Here is a 19,223-nt window from a genome sequence, read left to right on the forward strand (position 1 = left end):
CTAGCGCGTGCTCACCTGGAAGGGGATGTCGAGCGCTCCGAACGGCTCTCCGGACTCCGCGTCCACCAGCTTCACCTGGAGCGTCACCGCGTCCTCGCGGCTCGCCACGCCCTGGAAGTAGAGGAAGCCCTCCAGCGTGCCGCCGGGCTCCAGCGTGCCCTCCGGCAGCGCGTTGTTGATCATGTCCTCGGTGGGCAGCGGCTCCTGGCACTGGGGCCGGGCGTAGAGGTACGGATCGTAGAACGGACTGCCCCAGGGCCCGTAGTACGGCGGCACGAAGCCCCGGCGAGGGCGGTAGCCGTAGCCGTAGGCGGAGCCCACGCCCACGCCCACCCGCCAGCGCCCCGCGGGCGCGATGACGGCGCTGGAGGCGTCGGGTGCTCCGGCATCCCGGGAGGACACGGCCTTCTGGAGCGACAGGGGCGCGAGCGCGGTGTAGCGGAAGCGCGACTCCGCCCCCACCAGCGCGAAGCCCGGGTACTGGAGCTTGAGCGCGCGCTCCCCCTGGTTCTCCAGCCGGACGTAGACGGGCGTGAGCCGGCGCTCCAGGTCGGACGGGTAGCCCCGCCACGCCGAGCCATCCGCCACGAGCCGCACCCCCGCCTGCTCCGTGACGGCGCCGCTCTTGCCGTCTTGAAGGACCCCCGCCTCCGGCGAGGGCCGCAACTTCGTCTCCGCCGCGCAGCCCGCGACCAGCAACAGCGCCGCGGCCCCCAGCCCGTGTGCCCGCATGATGGACCTCCTGGGGTTTCAAGTTAGGGCCCGCGTCGTCCGGAAGACGACGCCCGCCCCGCCCCACCCCGGAGGCCGTCCAGGCAGTCACGCCCTCAGGGCTGCGGCGTCACGGCTTCGGCGGCGGCCCCGGGCCACGCGGCGGAGGTGACGAAGCCCCAGTCCTGGTGGCGCGCCCAGGTCTCGAAGGTCTGCCAGCCCACGCGCGGGAAGCTGTTGCGCAGGGTGAGGATGTCCGCGTGGTAGCCCACCCGGTCCAGCCAGTCGTACATGCGCGCCAGGTCCTCGCTCTGCCGCGCGAGCTGCTCCAGCGGCACCTGCTCGTAGTGGATGCGGTGGCCACTCACCATGGAGAGCAGCGCGGAGGACTGCTGGCCCGTCACCTCGTCGGAGGCCACCTCGATGCGCTCGCCGATGAACTTCTCCGGGTCCTCCAGGACGTGCTGCGCGAAGCCGGCCAGGTCGTCCACCGCCACCATCTGCAACCCGCGCGACGCGGGCAGCCCCAGCGCCAGGTGCCCCGCCCCCAGCGCGTCCCGCGTCGGAGGGTGCAGCAGGTTCTCCATGAAGAAGGTGGGGGCCAGGATGGTGAAGGGCATGTCCATCCGCCGCAGGTACAGCTCCACGCGGTGCTTGCTGTCGAAGTGCGGGACGCCGGTGAGCTGATCCGCGCCCGCCACGGAGGAGTACACGTAGTGCCGCACGCCGGAGCGCTTCGCCGCGTCCGCCAGGTTCATGCCGTGGTGGGTCTCCGCGTCCGGGCCGCCGTCGCCGAAGGGCGTGGCCATGGCGTAGACGGCATCCACGCCCTGGGTGGCCTTCAGGAGCGCGTCCACGTCGTCGAAGTCGCCCTGCACCAGCCGCACGTTCTTCTCCTGGAGGGCGCGGGCCGTGGAGGCGTTCGGGTCACGCACCAGCGCGACCACCTTGTGCCCCCGGTTCAACAACCGCCGGACCACCGCGCCCCCCTGCTGGCCGGTGGCGCCCGTGACAAGCACGGTGATGGAGAAATCCACGGACATGGGTTCAGACCTCCGGACGCGACGTGTCACGAGAAGGTGGGACCGCTCCGCACCGTTGGCGAGGTCTGGAAGTCGTACGCTGCCCCCCGGACACAGGCTCCCGGGGCAGGCAGGCAGGCCCGGAGGGGCAGGCCAGGAAGCAGGCGGGCAGGCGCGCCGCGTGGCATCTTCCAGGCACCCCATGAGCAAGCGCGACGCCCCATCCCCCTCCGAGCTGGTTTCCGCCGCCCAGGCCCTCGACGCGGAGCTGCTGCGCTTCGAGTCCCTGGCGGGCCAACTGGAGGAGGCCCCCCTGAACTCGGAGAAGCACCTGGAGCGCGCCTCGCGCATGCTCAAGGACCTGGCGGACCTGGACGACGCGCTCCGGCTGCGCGTGGGGGCGCTGGTGCAGGCCATCACCGGCGTGCGCACCCGGCAGCAGACGCAGGCGGACGCCGTCAACGCGCGCGCGCAGGAGCTGCAGCGGCGCACGGAGGTGTTCAAGGACCTGCTCACCCGCTACGGGGGCCTGGGGCAGAGCGCCGCGGACCTCAACGGGCGCATGCAGCAGTTCGCGGCCCTGCGTCAGCAGGAGTCCCGCACGCCGGAAGAGGACGCGCAGCTCACGTCCGTCTTTGGCGCCCTCCAGGAGCGCATGGCGGAGGTGGCGGACGAGGCGGCGACCCTGGCCGGCGCCGCGGAGGCGGAGCACTTCTCCGACATCGCCCGGCAGGCGGATTCCCTGAGGCAGCAGCTGCTGTCCGCGCGCAACAAGCTGGGCCTGCTGCACCAGAGCCTGTCGTCGAACCCGTCGTGAGCCCGGCGCGCGGCGCTCAGCTCAGGTAGGTGGGCTCGAAGTCGTCCGGACTGTCGATGGGGCGGCGCCCGGAGAAGCCCGCCTGCAGGTCGTGCCAGTGCGTGACGCTCTTCTCCCCGAAGCGCCAGCACAGGTACACGGGCTCCTCCCCGCGCCGGGCGTGGAAGTCCACCAGGCCGTCCGCGCCCTTGATCTCCAGCCCCATCTCCTGGAGCGGCCCCAGCTCCGCGCGGATGCGCTCCAGCAGGGCGTCGCGCTCCTCGCGCCAGGCGTGGGTCTCCTGGGTTTCGGGGGCGGAGCCCAGGGCGTCCAGTCCCTCCGCCAGCTTCTGCACGCGCTCCACCCAGGGGCGCACGCGCCCGAAGGTGTTCGACAGCAACGGCACCAGGCGGTTGGCCTCTTCCACGCTGAAAAAGCGCATCGGGGCGACAGCATGCAGTGTGCGCCCTCCGCTGGCCATCACCATCCCCGGAGGGGCGCGCATGCCGGTGGGCCGGGCCGCCCCGTGTCGGAAACGTGTCAGCGGGCTGGGCCTGGGGGCGCCTACCCGCGCCGCAGGGAGGCCAGGTGCTCCAGCAGCCAGCGCCACGCGGACTCCCGCAGGGGGAAGGCGGCCTCGCGCGCCTGGAATTCCGGGGAGTGCTCCGCGGCGCAGCGCCCGGTGTCGTCGCTGTCCCGGTCCGCGTCGCTGGAGGCCATGTCCGCGTGCAAGAGGGCGTGGAAGACGAGGTAGTCCACGACGAAGGCGGGCACGTGGGGCTTGTCCAGGGCGGGGTGGAGGCGCACCTCGCGCAGGCGCGCGTCATAGCCGCCCAGGTGGATGGTGCGGCGCGTGCGGCGGCCCGGGCGGCGGGCCCAGCCCACCTCCACCCCGTGCACCCGGCCGTCGAACCAGGCCGCGTCCAGCCGGGCGTGCACGGCGCGCAGGTCGAAGCACCGACCCCGGCTGCGCAGCGGGGCGCCCGGCCGGCGCTCCCGGCGCACCTGGTCCTGGTGCGCGTGGCTGAAGGCCTCCAGCACCTCGCCGGCGCCCGCCTCACCGGCCACGTACCCGGCGATGGCGCGCACCACCGGCTCCGGTGCGTCCAGGAAGAGGTGGTGCATGCGCAGCCGCACGCCCTCCGGCAGCCGGCGGAAGCTCACCAGCGTGGCGCGGTTGTCCGTCAGGCGCAGGTGCACGGGCAGGCCCAGCAGTGCGGACACGCGCCGGGCCAGCGCCGCGGCCCGGGGCAGGGCGTCCTCGCGCGAGGGCAGCCGCGTGCGCCCGGGCGCCGGGGCGCGCTCGGGCGACGGCGCGTCGAACATCGCCAGTTGTCCGGGCGGCGGACGCATGCCCGCAAGCTATGCCCTGGGCCGGCCCGCTGGCCAGGAGGATGCCAACGCCTTCGCCACCCGGTGTCGGGCGTCCCACGTCCCATCCCACCCGGGCGCGGCGCCAGGCGTCAGGCCTTGGGCGGCGTCTCGAAGCGGCCCGCCAGCGACGCGAGCACGGCGAGCAGCTCCACGGGCTCCACGGGCTTGGGCACGTGGCTCTGGAAGCCGGCGCGCAGCACGCGGGTGCGGTCCTCCGAACGGGCGTACGCGGTGATGGCCACGGCCGGGGTGCGGCCGCCGTCATCGGCGGGCAGCGCGCGCACGCGTTCGATGAAGCCGTAGCCATCCGTGCCCGGCATGCCGATGTCGGACACGAGCACGTCCGGCCGCTCCGCCTGGAGCACCTGGAGTCCCTCGGCCGCGGAGCCGGCGGTGAGCACGAGCGCGCCGCTGTCCTCCAGGAGGGTGCGCAGGAGCTCGCGCGCGTCCTCTTCGTCATCCACCACGAGCACGCGCACGCCGTTCAGCTCCGGCGGGTGGACGGGCTCCGTGCCCGGGCCGGACGGGAGCCGGAGGGGCGGGGGCAGGGCGGCGTCGCGGTGCTGGATGATGGACAGGGGCAGGCGCACGGTGAAGGTGGCGCCCTGGCCGTCGCCCGCGCTGGCGGCGGCGACGGTGCCGCCGTGCATCTCCACGAGGTGGCGCACGATGGACAGCCCCAGGCCCAGGCCGCCCGTCTTGCGGGTGGTGCCGCTGTCGGCCTGGCGGAAGCGCTCGAAGACGTGGGGCAGGAAGGCCGGGGAGATGCCCTGGCCGGTGTCCGCCACGGTGAGCTCCACGAGCGAGGCCCGCCGCTCCACCACCAGCCGCACGCGGCCGTTGCGCGGGGTGAACTTCACCGCGTTGGAGAGCAGGTTCCACACCACCTGCTGCAGCCGCTGCGGGTCGCCCATGACGCTGCTGGAGGAGTCCACGGTGGCCTGCACCTGGACGCCGCGCGCGTCCGCGGCGGGGCGCACGGATTCGAGCGCCTGCTGCACCACGGTGGACAGGTCCACCGGCTCCACGTCCAGCTTGAGCTTGCCGGACACGATGCGGCTGACGTCGAGCAGGTCCTCGATGAGCTGTCCCTGCGCGCGGGCGTTGCGCTCCATGGTCTCCAGCGCGCGCGCGCGGCGGGACTCGGGCAGGTGGCCGGTGCGCAGCAGCTGCACCCAGCCCAGGATGGCGGTGAGCGGGGTGCGCAGCTCGTGGCTGACGGTGGCGAGGAATTCGTCCTTGAGCTGGTTGGCCACCTCCGCCTCCTGGCGCGCGGCGCTTTCGCGGGCGAGCAGGGCCTCGCGCTCCACCTCCGCCTGCTTGCGGTCGGAGATGTCGATGACGCTGCCGATGTAGCCCAGGAAGCGCCCGTCGGCGTCGAAGCGGGGCGAGCCGCTGTCGACGGCCCAGCGGTACACGCCGTCCCCGCCGCGCAGCCGGTAGTCCAGCCGGAAGGGCTGGTGGTTCGCCGTGTTGGCGGCGAGGAAGATGTCCCGGGTGCGCTCCATGTCGTCGGGGTGGATGGCGGCGAGCCAGCCCAGGCCCAGGCCCTGGACCTCCGTCTGTCCGGTGAAGGCGTACCAGCCGCGGTTCATGTACGTCGTGAAGCCTTCCACGTCCGTCACCCAGAGCATGACGGGGGCATGGTCGGCCATGTTTCGGAAGCGGGCCTCGCTCTCGCGCAGGGCCTCCAGCAGCCGCTCGCGCTCCAGGGTGGCGGCCCTCGCTTCGGTGATGTCGCGCGCGGCGGCGTAGATGAGGCCCTTCTCGGGCAGGGGGCGCGCCGCCCAGGCCAGCCACTTGTAGCCGCCGTCCTTGCAGCGGTAGCGGTTCTCGAAGCGCAGGGTGGGCAGGCCCTGGGACAGCTTGTGCAGCTCCTGGAGGGTGGCCTCCCGGTCGTCGGGGTGGACGAGGTCCAGGAAGGGGAGCCGGTACAGCTCCGTCTCGCTCCACCCGAGCACCTGGACGAAGTGCGCGTTCACGCGCTTGAAGTACGCGTCCGTGCCCGCGATGCAGAACATGTCCGGGGACAGCTGGAAGAAGCGCTCGCGGTCCTCCGCCTCCTTGCGGCTGCGCTCGGAGCTATCGAGTTCGAACTGGGACACGGCCCCGCGCTGCGCGGTGTCGATGCGGGTGCAGAGCGCGCGCACCTGCGACAGGGGGACGTGGAGGTCCTGCTGTTCGGCGCGCTCCAGGATGCAGTCGCGCAGCAGCCCGTACTCACGGGCCACCAGGGTCACGTCGCAGCCCAGGCGCAGCCGCTGGCGGCCGTGGGCCTCGGAGGCCTCGTTGTGGTAGCTGGGACGGAAGTCGTCGCCGGAGTCCTTTTCGACGACGTCGTGGAGCTCGTCGATGAAGGCGGGCAGGGCGTCGACGAGCTGCTCCCGCGTCAGCCGGGAGGCGCCGGGCAGCAGGGTGATGCGGGCCAGCCAGTCCTCCACGAGGGCGTCGCGGTCGAACTCCAACAGGTCCGCGAGGGACAGGGACACGCCGCCCTCCGTGGGCGTCCGTCCGTCCGCCGAAGGACCCCGCTCCTGTGAACCCGAGGAGGACATGAGTGTCTTAAGAGGTGCGGATGCCCGCCGCGCGATGCAGGGGCGGACAGCCGGACCCCTGCCGCCTCGCATGCCGGGCAGTCAGGGGAGCCGAGTCAGCGCACCGCCAGGATGCGGCCCCGTCCGTCGATGCAATAGACGGCGCCCCCATCCAGGATCTCCGCATCCAGACCACAGCGCGTGAGGTCCGGGATGAAGGAGACGAAGAAGAGCCCCTCCTGGGAGCGGAGCACCCGCGTCTCGTAAGTGCCCCGCCGAGACAGACACTCCGCGATGCGTTGATCGCGAGCGTTGGTCTGGACCTTGCGCCCCGGGGGCAGGAAGTCGTTCAGCGCGAGCGTGAGCGCCTCCAGCATGGGGCCCGGAAGGTGGGTGGCATCATCGAAGGCGTCCGGAAAGCGCACCTGGGCCGCTTCCTCCGGGGACGCGCGCGGGGTCGGAGGGAGCTTGTGGTAGCCCAGCAGGCTGCATCCTCCCAGTCCCAAGCCCAGGAGACCGAGGCAGAGCGCGCGGAATCCGTGCGGAATCATGGCAACCAATCCTTTCCCTCGAAGGCCTTGAATGCGCCCCAATGGCCTTCCGCCCTACCAATGGGAATCAGATGTACAGCTCGCGATCCCAGATGCGCCCTGTCTCCTGTTCGAAGAACCGGGACGTGCCCAGCGGGGACCAGCCCTCGGGTCGCAATGCGCCCATGTCCCGGTCGGAGGGCAACGGATTGTGGGGATGGCTGTGGGCGGGCCCCAGCAGGACGACGCGCCGATGCCCCAACTCGTCGAGCTTCCGGGGAACAAGGCAGTACTTGCGGCCATCGGGCCCGTCACCGCCAATGTCGGAGAGGAAGCTGAGGAAGTAACCCTGCTCCTGCTCCGAGTAGTAGTGCAGCGCGCAGTACTCCTTGCCGCGCTGGCCATGGGTCGCGTCCGCGCCCGGCTGGGCGGTCATCAGCTCACATGCGGCGGCCGCGAGGGCCTCGGTGCCCTTGAAAGGGCCCGCCAGCGGCCCCTCCACCTGGAGCGAGCCGTCCGCCAACTCCTGCACCCTGACGGCGGGATTGGGCATGGCGCATCCCAGGAGCAGCCCCATCAGGCACCACACCTTCAGGCACCACACCTGGCTTCGCGCGCTCACCGGGCCCCTCCCATGGCAGCGCTACAGCCCCAGGTACATGAGCAGCGCGCCCAGGTCCGCGTCGGACAGGGCCTCCGTGCTGTAGGGAGGCATGTTGCCGCCCACGCCGAAGAACTGACCGTGCCGCACCTTCTCGATGACCACCCGCGCGTGCGGGATGCCTGGGAAGAGCCGGTCGTAGTCCTGCGTCACCTCCGGCAGCACCGACGCCAGCTCCGTCAGCCGCCCCTCGCCCGTGTGCGTGGCGCCGTGGCAGTTCTGACAGGCCGCCCGGTACACCGCTTCACCGCGCGCGGTGTCGCCCCGGGGCACGTCGTCGATGTCCTTCACCACCGTGAACGGCAGCGCGGGCGCCTGCGCGTCCGGGCTGATGCTCGCCAGGTATTCGTACAGGGCCCGGGAGCGCGGGTCCTCCGGCTCCAGCTTCGTCACCCCGCGCATGAAGTTCACGTAGCAGAAGTTCACCGCGTCCAGCAGGTGCGTCTCATAGCCGCCCCACCAGTTGGGCCGCGCCGTCACGTTGTGCAGCGTGTAGCCGGAGTCGATGCGCCCCGCGGGCGCCTGCGGCGTCGTCACGTGACACGTCGCGCACGAGAAGCGGTTGAACGTGCTCTCCGACAGCCGGGCGTCCTGGAACAGCTGCTCCCCGAAGTCCGCCGCGGCTACGGGCTCCTCGCCCCCGTCGCAGCTGGACAACACGCCCACCAGCAGCACCGCCACGCCCCACTTCATGGCGCCCCCCGCAGCAGGCTCACCGAGTCCGGGAAGATGCCCATCCGCACCGTGGACACCACCGTGCCCTCCGCCACGTCCACGACGTGCAGCGTGCCCGGGCCCACGTGGTCGCCCTCGCACACCACCAGCCCGTGGCGCTCATCCGGCGTCAGCATGAACTGGTGCACGTTGAGGCAGCCCGCCTGTGACAGCTCCAGCGTGCGCTGCACCGTGGACGTCGTCGGGTCGATGACCGCCACCGCGTCCTCCTGCTGATAGGGCAGGTACAGCGTGCGCCCGTCCTTCGTGAACGCGCCGAACATGGGCGACCCGCGCAGGTACACCGTGCGCTCCGGGTTCATCGCGCGGGTGCCGGGCTCCAGCACCTGCACCTGACGGCTGGCCAGTGAGCTGACCCACACGTCCCCCGTCGTGGGCGACACCGTGAGCGCGTAGGGCTGGTGACGCGGGTTCGTCGCGGTGCCTGCCCCGGGCGCCACCTTCACCCGCGTCACCGGCGTGCCCTCCGTCGCCAGGTCCACCAGCGCGACCTCGTCCGACCAGCAGGCCACGTAGGCCGTGCGCTCATCCAGCGACAGGCGCACCGCGTGCGGCGCCGGGCACACCTTCACGCGCGCCTTCACCTCCATCGTCTCCGCGTCGAGGATGGCCAGCCGCGCCATCATCTCCTCCTCCGTGCCGCCCTTGCGCGCCACGTCCGCGATGCGAAGCAGGTCGAAGTGCGTCTGGTACAGCGTGCGCCCGTCCGCGCTGACGATGACGTCGCCCGGGTTGCGGTCCACGCGCGCGGAGGCCACCAGCCGGTTGTCCTTCGCGCTCAGCTTCAGGCAGTACCCGTCCGCCGTGCCGGTGCCGTGCGCGCCGTGCGGGCCGGAGCCTCCGCCGGGCACGTAGTTGGAGATGCCCACGTAGTAGTAGTCCCCCATGGGGGACACCGCCGTGTGGTGCGGCCCCTCCAGCTCCACCGGGTTGAGCCCTACCGGCACGCGCGCCAGCTCCCTCCAGTCCGGCTGGCCCAGGCCGGCCAGGTCCAGCAGGCTCACGGAGTCATCCAGGCTGTTGGTGACGAGCAGCCGCCCCTCCGGCCCCGGAGGCGCCACCGTCGTCCCACTCCGCGTCCACGGCGTCTCTTCCGCGTACGTCAGCGCGGGCACCTCCAGCGGGCCCTCCGCCTTCGTCCCCTCGCCGTCGCACGCGCCCAGCGCCAGCGCGCAAAGCCAGACGGCGCGCCTCACCGTGCACCCGCCACGCCGAAGGACACCGGCTGCGCCAGCGTGTACGGCCCCTCCGTGATGCGGTTCTGCACCAGGTACGCGCTCATCACCTGCACCGACAGCGCCTGTCCCGCCGCGTCGCGCAGCGTCCGCCAGGAGCCGTCATCCAGCTGCCACTGCAACTCCGATGTCAACAGCTCCAGCGGGCACTGCCGCCCCGGTACCTGCACCTTCACCCAGTACAGGTCCCCCGTGTACGGCGGCAGGTGCGCCTGCGCCGCGGGCAGCACCAGGCCGCCAAGCCACGCGAGCACCGACCGGCCTGACTCACGAGGCCGCGCCACCGGAGAGGGCCCGCCGCGCCCCGGGGGCTGCAACGACGCGCGCAGGGGCGAGGTCCACCGCCACAGCGGCGCGGCTTCACTCGTGACGTACGTCTGGCCGGCTTCGGGCGACAGGAGCGTCACCGCGCGCGAGCTGTCCTGGGGCCTGCTCTGAGCATCCACCAGCGTGCGCCACGCCTCGTCCGTGGCACCGCCCGCGTACAGCGGCTCTCCGCACTCGGGCTTCGGGTCCTCGTCGTCACCGGAGCAGGCCGTCAGGCCGAGCAGCGCGACGGCGGCGGTGCTCCAAAAGAGGGAGGGCGTCTTCATGGTCGGGAGTCCTCGCGCCGCCGGCCGCGGCGCCACAGGGGGAGGAGGAAGAGGAGCGGCAGCAACGCATTCGCGGGCGCGGCGGCGCAGCCCGACTTGGGGGGCGTCCTGGGGCCATCACCGTCGGGGGACGTGCCCGCGTCGCCGGGGGGCACCCCGCCCGCGTCGACCGGGGACGTGCCTGCGTCGGACGCGCCGGCGTCGGGGATGCCGTCCGGGTAGAGCGGCGCGCCAATCGTCTCCGCGAGCTGGGGCCAGCGCGAAGGGCACAGCTCCCGCACGGGCGTGCCCGCCGGGCACTGGTGGCTGCCCTGGATGTCCTCCAGGCTGAAGAGGGGCTCCCAGGTGGTGCCCTCGTCATGGCTGCGCGCCAGCGACCAGTCATGGAGCCACGGCGAGCCGCAGCCGTAGATGACCTCCCCCACGCGCGTGACGCACGCGTTGCCGGTGGGCAGGGTGAGCTTGTCGAAGGCCCCGCCCGCCCGGCTCCGGAAGAAGGAGTTGTAGGTGGACACCCACGCGGTGCCCCCGTCGGCGGAGACGTCCATGTTGACGAAGACGTCGTCGATGCCGCTGCCCGAGCGGTCGGTGAAGGTGCGCCCGCCGTCCGTGCTGTGGAGGATGTGCGTGGCGCCCTGCGCGGACACGCGCGCCCAGACGCCCAGCGCGTCCACGGGGTCCGTCGCCGTCACCACGAAGTCGAACGGACGCACCAGCGCCGGGAACACCTGCGGCGCCTCCTCCCACGTCTCGCCCGCGTCGTCGCTGCGGAACAGGTACATGCGCGCGGCGTCGGACCCGGACACGTAGAGCGTCGTCGGGGCGGCGGTGGACACGCGCACCGACGAGAAGAGGATGCCCTCGCGTTGCAGCGGCAGCGCCCGCCACGTCTCCCCGCCGTCGTCGGAGCGGAACAGCCCGTTCTTCGCCGCCGTGGAGCGCCCCGTCGCCGCGTACAGCACCGCGTCGTCCGTGGGGTGCACGGCGAGCCCCGTCACCCAGGTGTCCTTGAAGCCGGGGTGCGCGGACCACGAACACGCGCCGTCCTTCGAGCGCAGCAGCGCGTTGCCGGTGGCCGCCAGCAGCTCACCCTGCTCGCGCCAGACGAAGGACTCCGGGCGCCAGCCGCCGTACCCCATGGCATCCGGACACACCCACCTCCACGTCTGACCGCTGTCGCGCGAGATGACCGCGCCGAACGTGGCCCCCACGAAGAAGTCCTCCGGGTGCCCCCGCCGCAGCGTGACGTTGGACGTCTCCGGAAGGCCCGCGTGCGCCTGGGCCAGGCCCGGGCCCAGCAGGAGGGCCAGCGCCACCGCCCCCCATCCCCCCGTGATTCGTGGCTTCTTCATCGCGACGCTCCGGGGCTGGACCCCATGCTCGCCCCAGGATAGCGCCCGGCCCGGCCCTGCATAGCGACCCTTGCGTTTTGAACGCGACCGGCCCGCGCCCAGCCTCCCCGCGTGGAGGGCGGGCGACCGGGGCCTCCCACGGGGACCTCCAGGGGCGGGTGGCGCGCTGATGTACTTGCGGTGTTAATGCAACTTGGTTACATAAACTCCAATTCCTCCCTGGAGTCCCACGATGCCCAAGGGCAACCGCACCATCATCCACCTCGTGTCCTCGGCGGGGACCGGCTTCACCTACACGACGACGAAGAACAAGCGGAAGTCGCAGGAGAAGCTCCAGAAGAAGAAGTACGACCCGAAGGTGCGCAGGCACGTGCTCTTCGTGGAGGGCAAGCCGTGAAGCCGTCGCGTGCGAAGCAGGACGCGCGGCTGCCGGTGACGGTGCTGTCGGGGTTCCTGGGGGCGGGGAAGACGACGCTGCTCAACCACGTGCTGAACAACCGCGAGGGCCTGCGGGTGGCGGTCATCGTCAACGACATGAGCGAGGTGAACATCGACGTGAAGCTGGTGAAGGGCGGGGGCGCCGCGCTCAGCCGCGTGGACGAGAAGCTGGTGGAGATGTCCAACGGCTGCATCTGCTGCACGCTGCGCGAGGACCTGCTCCAGGAGGTGGCCCGGCTGGCGGAGGCGAAGCGCTTCGACTACCTGCTGATTGAGTCCACCGGCATCTCCGAACCGCTGCCCGTCGCGGAGACCTTCACCTTCGAGGACGCGGAGGGCCAGAGCCTGTCGGCGCTGGCGCGGCTGGACACGATGGTGACGGTGGTGGACGCGTTCAACTTCCTGCGGGACTGGGAGGCGTCGGAGGCGCTGTCCGAGCGCGGGCTGGCGCTGGCGGAGGAGGACGAGCGCACGGTGGTGGACCTGCTGGTGGAGCAGGTGGAGTTCGCGGACGTGCTGGTGCTGAACAAGACGGACCTGGTGGACGCGGACGGGCTGGGGCGGTTGCAGGACGTGCTGCGCCGGCTGAACCCGCAGGCGCGCATCGTGCTGTCGGAGCGGGGCCGGGTGCCGCTGGCGTCGGTGCTGGACACGCGCATGTTCGACTTCGAGCGCGCGAGCCGCGCCCCGGGTTGGTTGAAGGAGCTGCGCGGCGAACACGTCCCGGAGAGCGACGCATACGGCATCCGCAGCTTCGTCTTCCGCAGCCGCGTGCCGCTGCACCCCAAGCGCTTCTGGGACTTCGTGCATGGCAGTTGGAAGGGCGTGCTGCGCAGCAAGGGGTTCTTCTGGCTGGCGACGCGCATGGACGTCACCGGCCTGTGGGCGCAGGCGGGGGGCGCGTGCAGCTTCGAGCCCGCGGGCATCTGGTGGTCCGCCATGCCGCGCGAGGACTGGCCCGAGGACCCGGAGCTGCGCGCCGAGCTGGAGCGCGACGTGGCGGCCGGGCCCTACGGGGACCGGCGCCAGGAGGTCGTGTTCATCACCCGGGACGCGGACCACGAAGCGCTGGCGAAGGAGCTGGAGCGCTGCCTGCTCACCCCCACGGAGCTGGCGAAGGGGCCGAAGGCCTGGGCGCGGATGAGGGATCCGTTCCCGGAGTGGCGCGTGGCGTCCTCGGAGGAAGAGGCCCCCCAGGAGCGTGCCGGATGAACGCGCGCTCCCTGAAGCCGCGCGAGGTGCCGGAGTCCCGGGGGGACGCGCACGCGTTCGTGTGGGAGCCCGCGGGCCTCACGGACATCTACCGCGAGGACGTGAACCTGTGCGTCTGGCGGCGCGGGCTGGATGCGCGCCTGTCCGCATGGCTTGGAGGGGTGGGGCGCAAGCACCGGCTCCAGGTCGTGGAGCGGGTGGATGCGCACGCGTTGGATCTGCGCGCGTCGCTGGCTCCCGTTCCAGAGTCGGCCGAGCGCGAGGCATGGCTCCAGGACCTGCACGCCGTGGTGGGGTTGTACGCGGACCTCTTCGAGGCGCGCTGGCTGGGCGTCCGGCTGACCACGGTGGACCGCGACCTGTGTCCGCGCTTCCACGTGGACCGGGTGGGCGTGCGGCTGTTGTGCACCTACGCGGGGCCCGCCACGGAATGGCTGGAGGAGCGCCACGTGGCGCGCGGCCACCTGGGACCCACGGGCGAGGTGCTGCGTCCGGGAGGCCAGGTGCGCACGCTGGAGCGCTTCGACGTGGCCCTGCTCAAGGGCGAGGCCTGGCCGGGCAACGAAGGCAGGGGCGCGGTGCACCGCTCCCCTTCACTGACGAAGGAGGGCTCGCGCCGCATCCTGCTCACGGTGGACGTGTTGTGAAGCGCGGCCCGCCTGGAGTCACGGGCCGCGACGATGGACACCCTGGGTAGGGGCCCTGGGGCAGGACGCACCGAAGGTGAGGAGTCCCTGTCGCCCGCGATAGCAGCACCTGGGTGCCGTGATTCATCGCATCGTCTTCCCAACCTCTCAGGTTCGGATGGTCGCTTCGTGCCCCCGGCGGCCCTCGGAAACGAGGCCCGTGGCCGGTGCGAACCCAGGTGTTCAAAGCCTGCCGTTGTTGCCGGCGATGGCTGGCTTTCCCTGTTTCAGGATGCTACGGAGATGGAGTCCCGGACGCTGGCGTGACACCCCTTTTCGCCCCGTGTCCGGGAGGAACGACAAGGTCGTGACTCCAATGGATTCGAATCTGAGCGACGTGGGCGGGGGACCCGGTTCCAGTGCCACCCGGCTGGTGTGGGCGCGGGTGATGCAGGGCGCGGTGGAGGACGCGGTGCGCGCCTACGAGGCGATGGCGGCCGGTCACCGGGAGCGGGTGTTGGAGGAGGCGCTGGTGGTGCCCGCCGCGACGCGCGAGACGCTGGTGGAGGTGCTGCGCCAGGCGCGCGACTTCGCCGGCGCGGCGCGGCTGTTGGAGTCGGACGGTGACGACCGGGCCGCGGCGCCCATGTACGAACAGGCGGGAGCGCCGCTGCTGGCGGCGGAGGCCTGGCTGCGGGTGGGCGAGCAGGCCCGGGCGGCGGCGGCCTTCGAGCGCGCGGGTTCGCTGGAGCAGGCGCTGGCGCTCTACCAGGCACTGGGCGCGCGCGAGTCGCTGGCGCATCTGCTGGGCCGCATGAACCGGCCCATGGAGGCCGCGGAGGTGTTCCACATGTTGGGCAACACGCACGCGGAGCTGGAGATGTTGCGCGCGGTGCCCACGGACGACGCCCAGCGCCCGGAGGCGGTGCTGCGGATGAGCGCGCTGCTGGACGCCGAGGGTGCGACGTGGCGCGCGTTGGTGTTGCTGGCGGACGGCCTCAAGCACGCGACGGGCGCGGGGGCGGCGATGCTCCAGGCGGAGCAGTCCCGGCTGCTGCGGCAGATGGGGCTCGCGTCACCGCCGGAGGGCGCCGCCGCGGCGGAGAAGGCGCCGCCGGTGGTGGATGGCTATGGCTATCTGAAAGCCATTCCCATCTTCGATGGTCTGTCATTGGAGGACATGCGCGACCTGTACCGTCTGGCGCGGCCGGTGCTGGTGCCGGCGGGGACGACGGTGCTGGAGAAGGGCGCGAAGGGCGGAGGCCTGGTGGTGTTGCTGGAGGGCATGGTGAGCGTGTCCACCGGCCCGGGGCCGGACGCGCGCCAGCTCAACATGCTGGGGCCGGGCGCGTTCCTGGGAGAGATTTCGCTCATCCTCGACGGACCGGTGTCCGCGCATGTGCGGGCGCACACGGTGGTGCGAGCGCTGCGCGTGACCCGGACGGACTTCCAGTACTTCCTGGAGACGCACGAGGCCGCGGCCCTGCGCATCTTCCGCCTCTTCACGCAGAGCCTGGCGGAGCGGGTGCGGGCGCTGAGCAGCTGAAGTCATTCCTGACGTGGCAAGGGGCCTCCCTGGTGGGTGGTGTCCAGTGACACCTCGCCTGGACCCCCGGGCGCGTGCGTGCGCCGGGCTCCTGGGATACAGAGGGCCCTCATGGTGGACACCCCACACGCGCGGTCCTTGAAGGCGCAGGCAGCGGCCCTGGCCGCGCAGGGGCAGTTGGAAGCGGCGCTGGCCGGCTACGAGGACGCCCTGCGCGCGGACCCGGGTGACCCGGAAGGTCACCAGCGCGTGGCCGAACTGCTGGAGTGGCTGGAGCGGACCCCCGAGGCCGCCCGCGCCTACGACGACGCGGCGCTCGCCTGGACCCGGGTAGGGGACCTGCTTCGCGCCGTGGCCGCCACCGTGCTCTCGCGGGGACTCCGGGGGGCTCGGCCCCAGACGGTGCGGACCCTGGCGGAGCGCTTCGCCCTGAGCCCTGGCGCTCCGGCCCCGTCGCTCGCCCTGGTCCCCGAAGGGGCGGATCCAGGCGTGCCCATCCTGTCCTGGGTGGGACGCGAGGCCTTCGTGGCGCTCGTGGAGGCGCTGGAGGTGCGCGCCTTCTGGCCGGGCCAGAAGGTGGTGGAGGAGGGCGCGGCGGGCGACTCGATGTTCGCGCTGGTGGAGGGCCGGGCGGAGGTGGCGCGGCGGGTGGAAGGCAACGCGCGCCAGGTCGTGGCCACGCTGGGGCCGGGCCAGTTCTTCGGCGAGGTGGCGCTGGTGTCCGAGGGGCCCAGGCTCGCCAGCGTGGAGGTGACGGAGCGCTCCGTGCTGCTGGAGTTCAAGCGCGAGCACCTGGCCCGCCTCACCGCGCACCCGGAGGTGGACGTCGCGGTGCAGGCCTTCTACCGGCGCCGGCTGGTGGAGAACCTGCTGCGGACCAGCCCGCTGTTCAACAAGTTGTCCCCCGAGCTGAAGCTCACCATGTCGCGCGAGTTCGACCTGCGCGCCATCCCCGCGGGCCAGGTGCTGCTCACGCAGGGGCAGTCCGGTGACGCCTTCTACCTGCTGCTGCGCGGCCAATGCCTGCCATCGCTGGAGCAGCCCTCGGGCCGCACCGTGGCGCTGCCGGAGCTGCGGGAAGGCGACGTGTTCGGGGAAATCTCCCTGCTGCTGGACAAGCCCGTGTCCGCCACGGTGCGCACGCGGACGGACTGCGTGGTGCTGCGCCTGGAGCGCGCCGCGTTCGAGCGGCACCTGCTCAGCCAGCCCGGCCTCAAGGGCCTGCTGATGCGCATGGGCACGGAGCGCCTCCAGCAGACCGCGAAGGCGCTCTTCATCTAACCGTCTAGGCTTCCGCGTCCAGCTTCACCGGATGCTCGCGCAGCCAGTCCTGCGCGCGACGGACGCGCTCAGCGCCACCCGCGCGGCCCTCCTTCTCCAGCAGCTGCCGGTAGGGCTCCAACTGCTCCGGCGTCCACGCGGGCAGGGCCTTCAGGTCCGCGAGCGCCACCATCTCCTCCGCGCTGCGCCCCCGCGCCTCCTGCCGCGCGGTGAGCAGCGCCGCCAGCACCAGCCGCGCCGGCTCCGCCTCGAAGGCGATGGCCGCGTCGGTGAGCCACTCGCGCGTGGGCTCGTCCGCGGCGGGGTCCTTCGCCCCCGCGCGCAGCCGCTCCAGCATCCCTTCGAGGAAGTCCGGATCCACCGCCACCTTCACCGCGCGCAGCAGCGCGGCGATGACCTCCCGCCGTCCCTGCGCATCCCCGGGCGGCGACTTCATCGCGCGCAGGGGCTCCCAGAGCGAACAGGTGAGCCACAGCTCCTCGTCGGGCGAGAAGACGGACGGCGTGGCCGGGTCGCGCAGCTTCGCCTCCACCCGCTGCGCGCGCTCCTTCGCCTCGCGCGAGATGCGCTCCACCAGCGCGGGGTCCGCCTGCACGTGCTTCACCAGCGCGTCCAGCTCCCCGGCCTCCGCCTTGCGCAGGGCCTCCGCCGCTTCAGGCGTGAGGGCCTCCGGCGCCATGCCGGCGATGAGCGCCTCGTACTTGCGCACCACCTCCGCGTGCTTCTGGCTCCACTCGCGGAACTGCACGTCGAACACCACGTCCAGCACCGGGTTGTCCTCCGGGCGCACCCGGCCCGTCTTCTTCGCCGCCGTGGCCAGCAGCGCGCCCACGCACAGCGCCCGCCGCTCCTCCGGCGTGCGCCCGCTCCGGGCCGCCTGCGCGAGCAGCCCCGCGCCCAGCTTCTCCTGGAAGCCGCGCGTGCCCAGCTCCCGCACCACGCCCACGCGCAGCCGGTCGCGGGCCTCCATCGCGTCCAGGCCTTCCTCCGCCGCCAGCTTCGCCAGCGCCTGGCCCACGTGGTCGCTGAAGGCCTTGTCGTCGTAGCGCAGCCCCGGCTGGGGGCCCGCTCCGGCGAGCAGCACGCCCAGGTGCTCCAGGGCGCCGGACAGGCGGGACACGTCCGCGTCGCCCAGCAGGGCCATGGCGCCCTCCAGGTCCTGCTTCAGCGGATGGGCGGGGGCGGCGGAAGGAGGCGGCGCTGCTTTCGCGCGGTCCTCGGCGGCATGACAGGCCTTGTACTTCTTCCCGCTGCCACAGGGGCACGGGTCGTTGCGGCCGGGCTTGGAAGGGCTCACGGCCGGCACCGTAAGCGAAACGCCCGGGCCCTTCCACGAGGGAAGGGACCGGGCGTCCGGTGCTTCAGGATGAGCGGCTGCCGACTACTGGGGCGAGAAGCCCAGCGTCAGGCCGAACACGTGCGCCGAACCGGAGTACGTCCCGGCGATGCCCGGCGCGGTGCTGTTCTTGTCCGCCAACGCGACGAACTGGTAGCCCAGGTCCGCGCGGAAGGGGTTGAACGCGTAGCCCACGCCCAGCGTGGCCTTGATGCGGTTCGCGTCCGGCAGGTCCGGCGTCAGCGTGTTGTTGGGGCTGGGCGACGGGTCGTACACGAAGCCCGCGCGCACGTTGAGCGCCTGCGTCACGCCGTACTCGGCGCCCAGGGAGTACTTCCACTTGGCGCGCCAGCGCTTCTGCAGCGGGTTGTCGATGGACGGATCCTCGAAGCGGATGGCCAGCTGCGAGAAGCTGGACCAGTCCACCCAGCTCGCGTCGAAGGCCAGCAGCAGCCGGTCCATGGGCGAGTACGACAGGCCCGCCGTCACGGTGGACGGCAGCACGACGTCCGCCTTCGCGCTCTGGTCGCGCAGGCGGCTCTGGAACTCCACCGGCACGTTCTGGAAGTCCGCCTTGCCGTCGAAGGAGATGTCCACGGCGCTGCGGTAGTGCAGACCGAACCGCAGGTTCTCCAGCACCAGCGCCTGCACGCCGATGTTGAAGCCGGAGCCCCAGTCCGCGCCGCCCAGGTGGACGCTGCCCTCGCTGTTGACGAAGTCCAGGCCGCGCGTCAGCTCGATGGTGGCCCGGGCGATGTCCAGACCCACGCCGAAGCGGAAGCGCTCGTGGAGCTCATACGCGATGGTGGGGTTGATGTAGTACGTGGCCAGCGACGACTCGCTGCCGCGGAAGCGGCCGCTGAAGCCGTCTTCCCAGCGGCTGCGCGCGCCGTAGGGCGTGAACACGCCCACGCCCAGCGCCAGCTTCTGGAAGGGCTTGTACACGACGAACAGGTGGGGCGGAGGCGACAGGGTCGTCTTCTGCCCTTCCTGCACGCCACCCACCCGCTGGAACTGGATGTTGGGGAGGATGCCCGTGTCACCGATCGTGATGTCCAGCTTCTTCACGCCGATGATGTTGGCCGCGTTGTAATAGATGGCGCTGGAGTCCTCCAACGCCGCCGTGGCGGTGCCGCCCATACCGGTGGCACGCGCGCTGTGGGTGTCGATCTGGAAGCCCGCGGCCTGGCTCGTACCAGCCGCCAGCATCGCCACGAGGGAGAGTGTCTTTTTCATGGGTG

19 protein-coding genes are annotated in these 19,223 nt (G+C 72.1%); 6 read left to right on the top strand and 13 right to left on the bottom strand.

The window, feature by feature from the left end; all coding sequences use genetic code 11:
* The gene (locus OV207_RS02655) at window positions 1-732 is read right to left on the bottom strand and encodes a hypothetical protein (protein WP_267552318.1); all 732 of its coding nucleotides are present in this window, start codon (window positions 730-732) and stop codon (window positions 1-3) included.
* A gap of 95 nt (window positions 733-827) precedes the next feature.
* The gene (locus OV207_RS02660; protein ID WP_267552320.1) at window positions 828-1,754 is read right to left on the bottom strand and encodes an NmrA/HSCARG family protein; all 927 of its coding nucleotides are present in this window, start codon (window positions 1,752-1,754) and stop codon (window positions 828-830) included.
* A gap of 181 nt (window positions 1,755-1,935) precedes the next feature.
* On the opposite strand from OV207_RS02660, the gene OV207_RS02665 reads away from it, so the two are divergent.
* The gene (locus tag OV207_RS02665) at window positions 1,936-2,550 is read left to right on the top strand and encodes a hypothetical protein (RefSeq protein ID WP_193346218.1); all 615 of its coding nucleotides are present in this window, start codon (window positions 1,936-1,938) and stop codon (window positions 2,548-2,550) included.
* A 16-nt stretch (window positions 2,551-2,566) separates the two neighbouring features.
* On the opposite strand, the gene OV207_RS02670 is transcribed toward OV207_RS02665, so the two are convergent.
* From OV207_RS02670 to OV207_RS02710, 9 genes are all read right to left on the bottom strand, one after another.
* Complete coding sequence (locus OV207_RS02670; RefSeq protein ID WP_267552322.1) at window positions 2,567-2,971, bottom strand: DUF2203 domain-containing protein; 405 nt, start codon at window positions 2,969-2,971, stop codon at window positions 2,567-2,569.
* A gap of 122 nt (window positions 2,972-3,093) precedes the next feature.
* Window positions 3,094-3,882, bottom strand: a complete 789-nt coding sequence (locus tag OV207_RS02675) for a hypothetical protein (RefSeq protein WP_267552324.1) — start codon at window positions 3,880-3,882, stop codon at window positions 3,094-3,096.
* Between the two features lie 110 nt (window positions 3,883-3,992).
* Window positions 3,993-6,392 carry a PAS domain S-box protein gene (locus tag OV207_RS02680; protein ID WP_267552326.1) on the bottom strand — a complete coding sequence of 800 codons (2,400 nt, stop codon included), beginning with the start codon at window positions 6,390-6,392 and terminating at the stop codon, window positions 3,993-3,995.
* A gap of 161 nt (window positions 6,393-6,553) precedes the next feature.
* Window positions 6,554-6,988, bottom strand: a complete 435-nt coding sequence (locus OV207_RS02685; RefSeq protein WP_267552328.1) for a hypothetical protein — start codon at window positions 6,986-6,988, stop codon at window positions 6,554-6,556.
* Between the two features lie 67 nt (window positions 6,989-7,055).
* Window positions 7,056-7,589, bottom strand: coding sequence for a hypothetical protein (locus tag OV207_RS02690; RefSeq protein ID WP_267552329.1), 534 nt, complete (start codon window positions 7,587-7,589; stop codon window positions 7,056-7,058).
* Between the two features lie 21 nt (window positions 7,590-7,610).
* Window positions 7,611-8,321 (bottom strand): c-type cytochrome, encoded by a 711-nt coding sequence (locus tag OV207_RS02695; RefSeq protein WP_267552330.1) that lies wholly within the window; start codon window positions 8,319-8,321, stop codon window positions 7,611-7,613.
* The gene (locus OV207_RS02700) at window positions 8,318-9,559 is read right to left on the bottom strand and encodes a YncE family protein (RefSeq protein ID WP_420715157.1); all 1,242 of its coding nucleotides are present in this window, start codon (window positions 9,557-9,559) and stop codon (window positions 8,318-8,320) included. The genes OV207_RS02695 and OV207_RS02700 overlap by 4 nt, the downstream gene beginning before the upstream one ends.
* Window positions 9,556-10,191: a hypothetical protein gene (locus tag OV207_RS02705; RefSeq protein ID WP_267552331.1), complete on the bottom strand. Its 636-nt coding sequence runs from the start codon at window positions 10,189-10,191 to the stop codon at window positions 9,556-9,558. Before OV207_RS02705 ends, OV207_RS02700 begins: the two co-directional genes overlap by 4 nt.
* On the bottom strand, window positions 10,188-11,543 hold the full coding sequence (locus OV207_RS02710) for a WD40/YVTN/BNR-like repeat-containing protein (protein WP_267552332.1): 1,356 nt from the start codon (window positions 11,541-11,543) through the stop codon (window positions 10,188-10,190). Before OV207_RS02710 ends, OV207_RS02705 begins: the two co-directional genes overlap by 4 nt.
* A 232-nt stretch (window positions 11,544-11,775) precedes the next feature.
* On the opposite strand from OV207_RS02710, the gene rpmG reads away from it, so the two are divergent.
* The 5 genes from rpmG (at window position 11,776) to OV207_RS02735 (ending at window position 16,646) form a co-directional block, all read left to right on the top strand.
* The gene (rpmG, locus tag OV207_RS02715; protein ID WP_193346225.1) at window positions 11,776-11,940 is read left to right on the top strand and encodes a 50S ribosomal protein L33; all 165 of its coding nucleotides are present in this window, start codon (window positions 11,776-11,778) and stop codon (window positions 11,938-11,940) included.
* Window positions 11,937-13,193 (top strand): zinc metallochaperone GTPase ZigA, encoded by a 1,257-nt coding sequence (zigA, locus tag OV207_RS02720; RefSeq protein WP_267552334.1) that lies wholly within the window; start codon window positions 11,937-11,939, stop codon window positions 13,191-13,193. Before rpmG ends, zigA begins: the two co-directional genes overlap by 4 nt.
* A complete protein-coding gene (locus OV207_RS02725; RefSeq protein ID WP_267552336.1) occupies window positions 13,190-13,840 on the top strand; it encodes a DUF1826 domain-containing protein in 651 nt (216 codons plus the stop codon). The genes zigA and OV207_RS02725 overlap by 4 nt, the downstream gene beginning before the upstream one ends.
* Window positions 13,841-14,195: 355 nt before the next feature.
* Complete coding sequence (locus OV207_RS02730; protein WP_267552337.1) at window positions 14,196-15,365, top strand: cyclic nucleotide-binding domain-containing protein; 1,170 nt, start codon at window positions 14,196-14,198, stop codon at window positions 15,363-15,365.
* A 111-nt stretch (window positions 15,366-15,476) separates the two neighbouring features.
* A complete protein-coding gene (locus tag OV207_RS02735; RefSeq protein ID WP_267552339.1) occupies window positions 15,477-16,646 on the top strand; it encodes a cyclic nucleotide-binding domain-containing protein in 1,170 nt (389 codons plus the stop codon).
* A 4-nt stretch (window positions 16,647-16,650) separates the two neighbouring features.
* Here the strand turns inward: OV207_RS02735 and OV207_RS02740 are convergent, their stop codons facing one another.
* Complete coding sequence (locus OV207_RS02740; RefSeq protein ID WP_267552340.1) at window positions 16,651-17,943, bottom strand: SEC-C domain-containing protein; 1,293 nt, start codon at window positions 17,941-17,943, stop codon at window positions 16,651-16,653.
* A gap of 84 nt (window positions 17,944-18,027) precedes the next feature.
* Entirely contained in the window at window positions 18,028-19,218 is a 1,191-nt protein-coding gene (locus tag OV207_RS02745; protein WP_267552341.1) for an OmpP1/FadL family transporter, read from the bottom strand.
* Window positions 19,219-19,223: the final 5 nt, after the last annotated feature.

This window comes from Corallococcus sp. BB11-1, from assembly GCF_026626625.1.
Taxonomy (GTDB): Bacteria; Myxococcota; Myxococcia; order Myxococcales; family Myxococcaceae; genus Corallococcus; species Corallococcus soli.

What these genes read in the sequence shown, in the direction of transcription:
- OV207_RS02675 (WP_267552324.1), bottom strand. Translation starts at nt 3,882, where the DNA reads ATGCGTCCGCCGCCCGGACAACTGGCGATGTTCGACGCGCCGTCGCCC.
- OV207_RS02695 (WP_267552330.1), bottom strand. Translation starts at nt 8,321, where the DNA reads ATGAAGTGGGGCGTGGCGGTGCTGCTGGTGGGCGTGTTGTCCAGCTGC.
- OV207_RS02710 (WP_267552332.1), bottom strand. Translation starts at nt 11,543, where the DNA reads ATGAAGAAGCCACGAATCACGGGGGGATGGGGGGCGGTGGCGCTGGCC.
- OV207_RS02725 (WP_267552336.1), top strand. Translation starts at nt 13,190, where the DNA reads ATGAACGCGCGCTCCCTGAAGCCGCGCGAGGTGCCGGAGTCCCGGGGG.
- rpmG (WP_193346225.1), top strand. Translation starts at nt 11,776, where the DNA reads ATGCCCAAGGGCAACCGCACCATCATCCACCTCGTGTCCTCGGCGGGG.
- OV207_RS02670 (WP_267552322.1), bottom strand. Translation starts at nt 2,971, where the DNA reads ATGCGCTTTTTCAGCGTGGAAGAGGCCAACCGCCTGGTGCCGTTGCTG.
- OV207_RS02705 (WP_267552331.1), bottom strand. Translation starts at nt 10,191, where the DNA reads ATGAAGACGCCCTCCCTCTTTTGGAGCACCGCCGCCGTCGCGCTGCTC.
- OV207_RS02685 (WP_267552328.1), bottom strand. Translation starts at nt 6,988, where the DNA reads ATGATTCCGCACGGATTCCGCGCGCTCTGCCTCGGTCTCCTGGGCTTG.
- OV207_RS02745 (WP_267552341.1), bottom strand. Translation starts at nt 19,218, where the DNA reads ATGAAAAAGACACTCTCCCTCGTGGCGATGCTGGCGGCTGGTACGAGC.
- OV207_RS02655 (WP_267552318.1), bottom strand. Translation starts at nt 732, where the DNA reads ATGCGGGCACACGGGCTGGGGGCCGCGGCGCTGTTGCTGGTCGCGGGC.
- OV207_RS02730 (WP_267552337.1), top strand. Translation starts at nt 14,196, where the DNA reads ATGGATTCGAATCTGAGCGACGTGGGCGGGGGACCCGGTTCCAGTGCC.
- OV207_RS02735 (WP_267552339.1), top strand. Translation starts at nt 15,477, where the DNA reads ATGGTGGACACCCCACACGCGCGGTCCTTGAAGGCGCAGGCAGCGGCC.
- OV207_RS02665 (WP_193346218.1), top strand. Translation starts at nt 1,936, where the DNA reads ATGAGCAAGCGCGACGCCCCATCCCCCTCCGAGCTGGTTTCCGCCGCC.
- OV207_RS02660 (WP_267552320.1), bottom strand. Translation starts at nt 1,754, where the DNA reads ATGTCCGTGGATTTCTCCATCACCGTGCTTGTCACGGGCGCCACCGGC.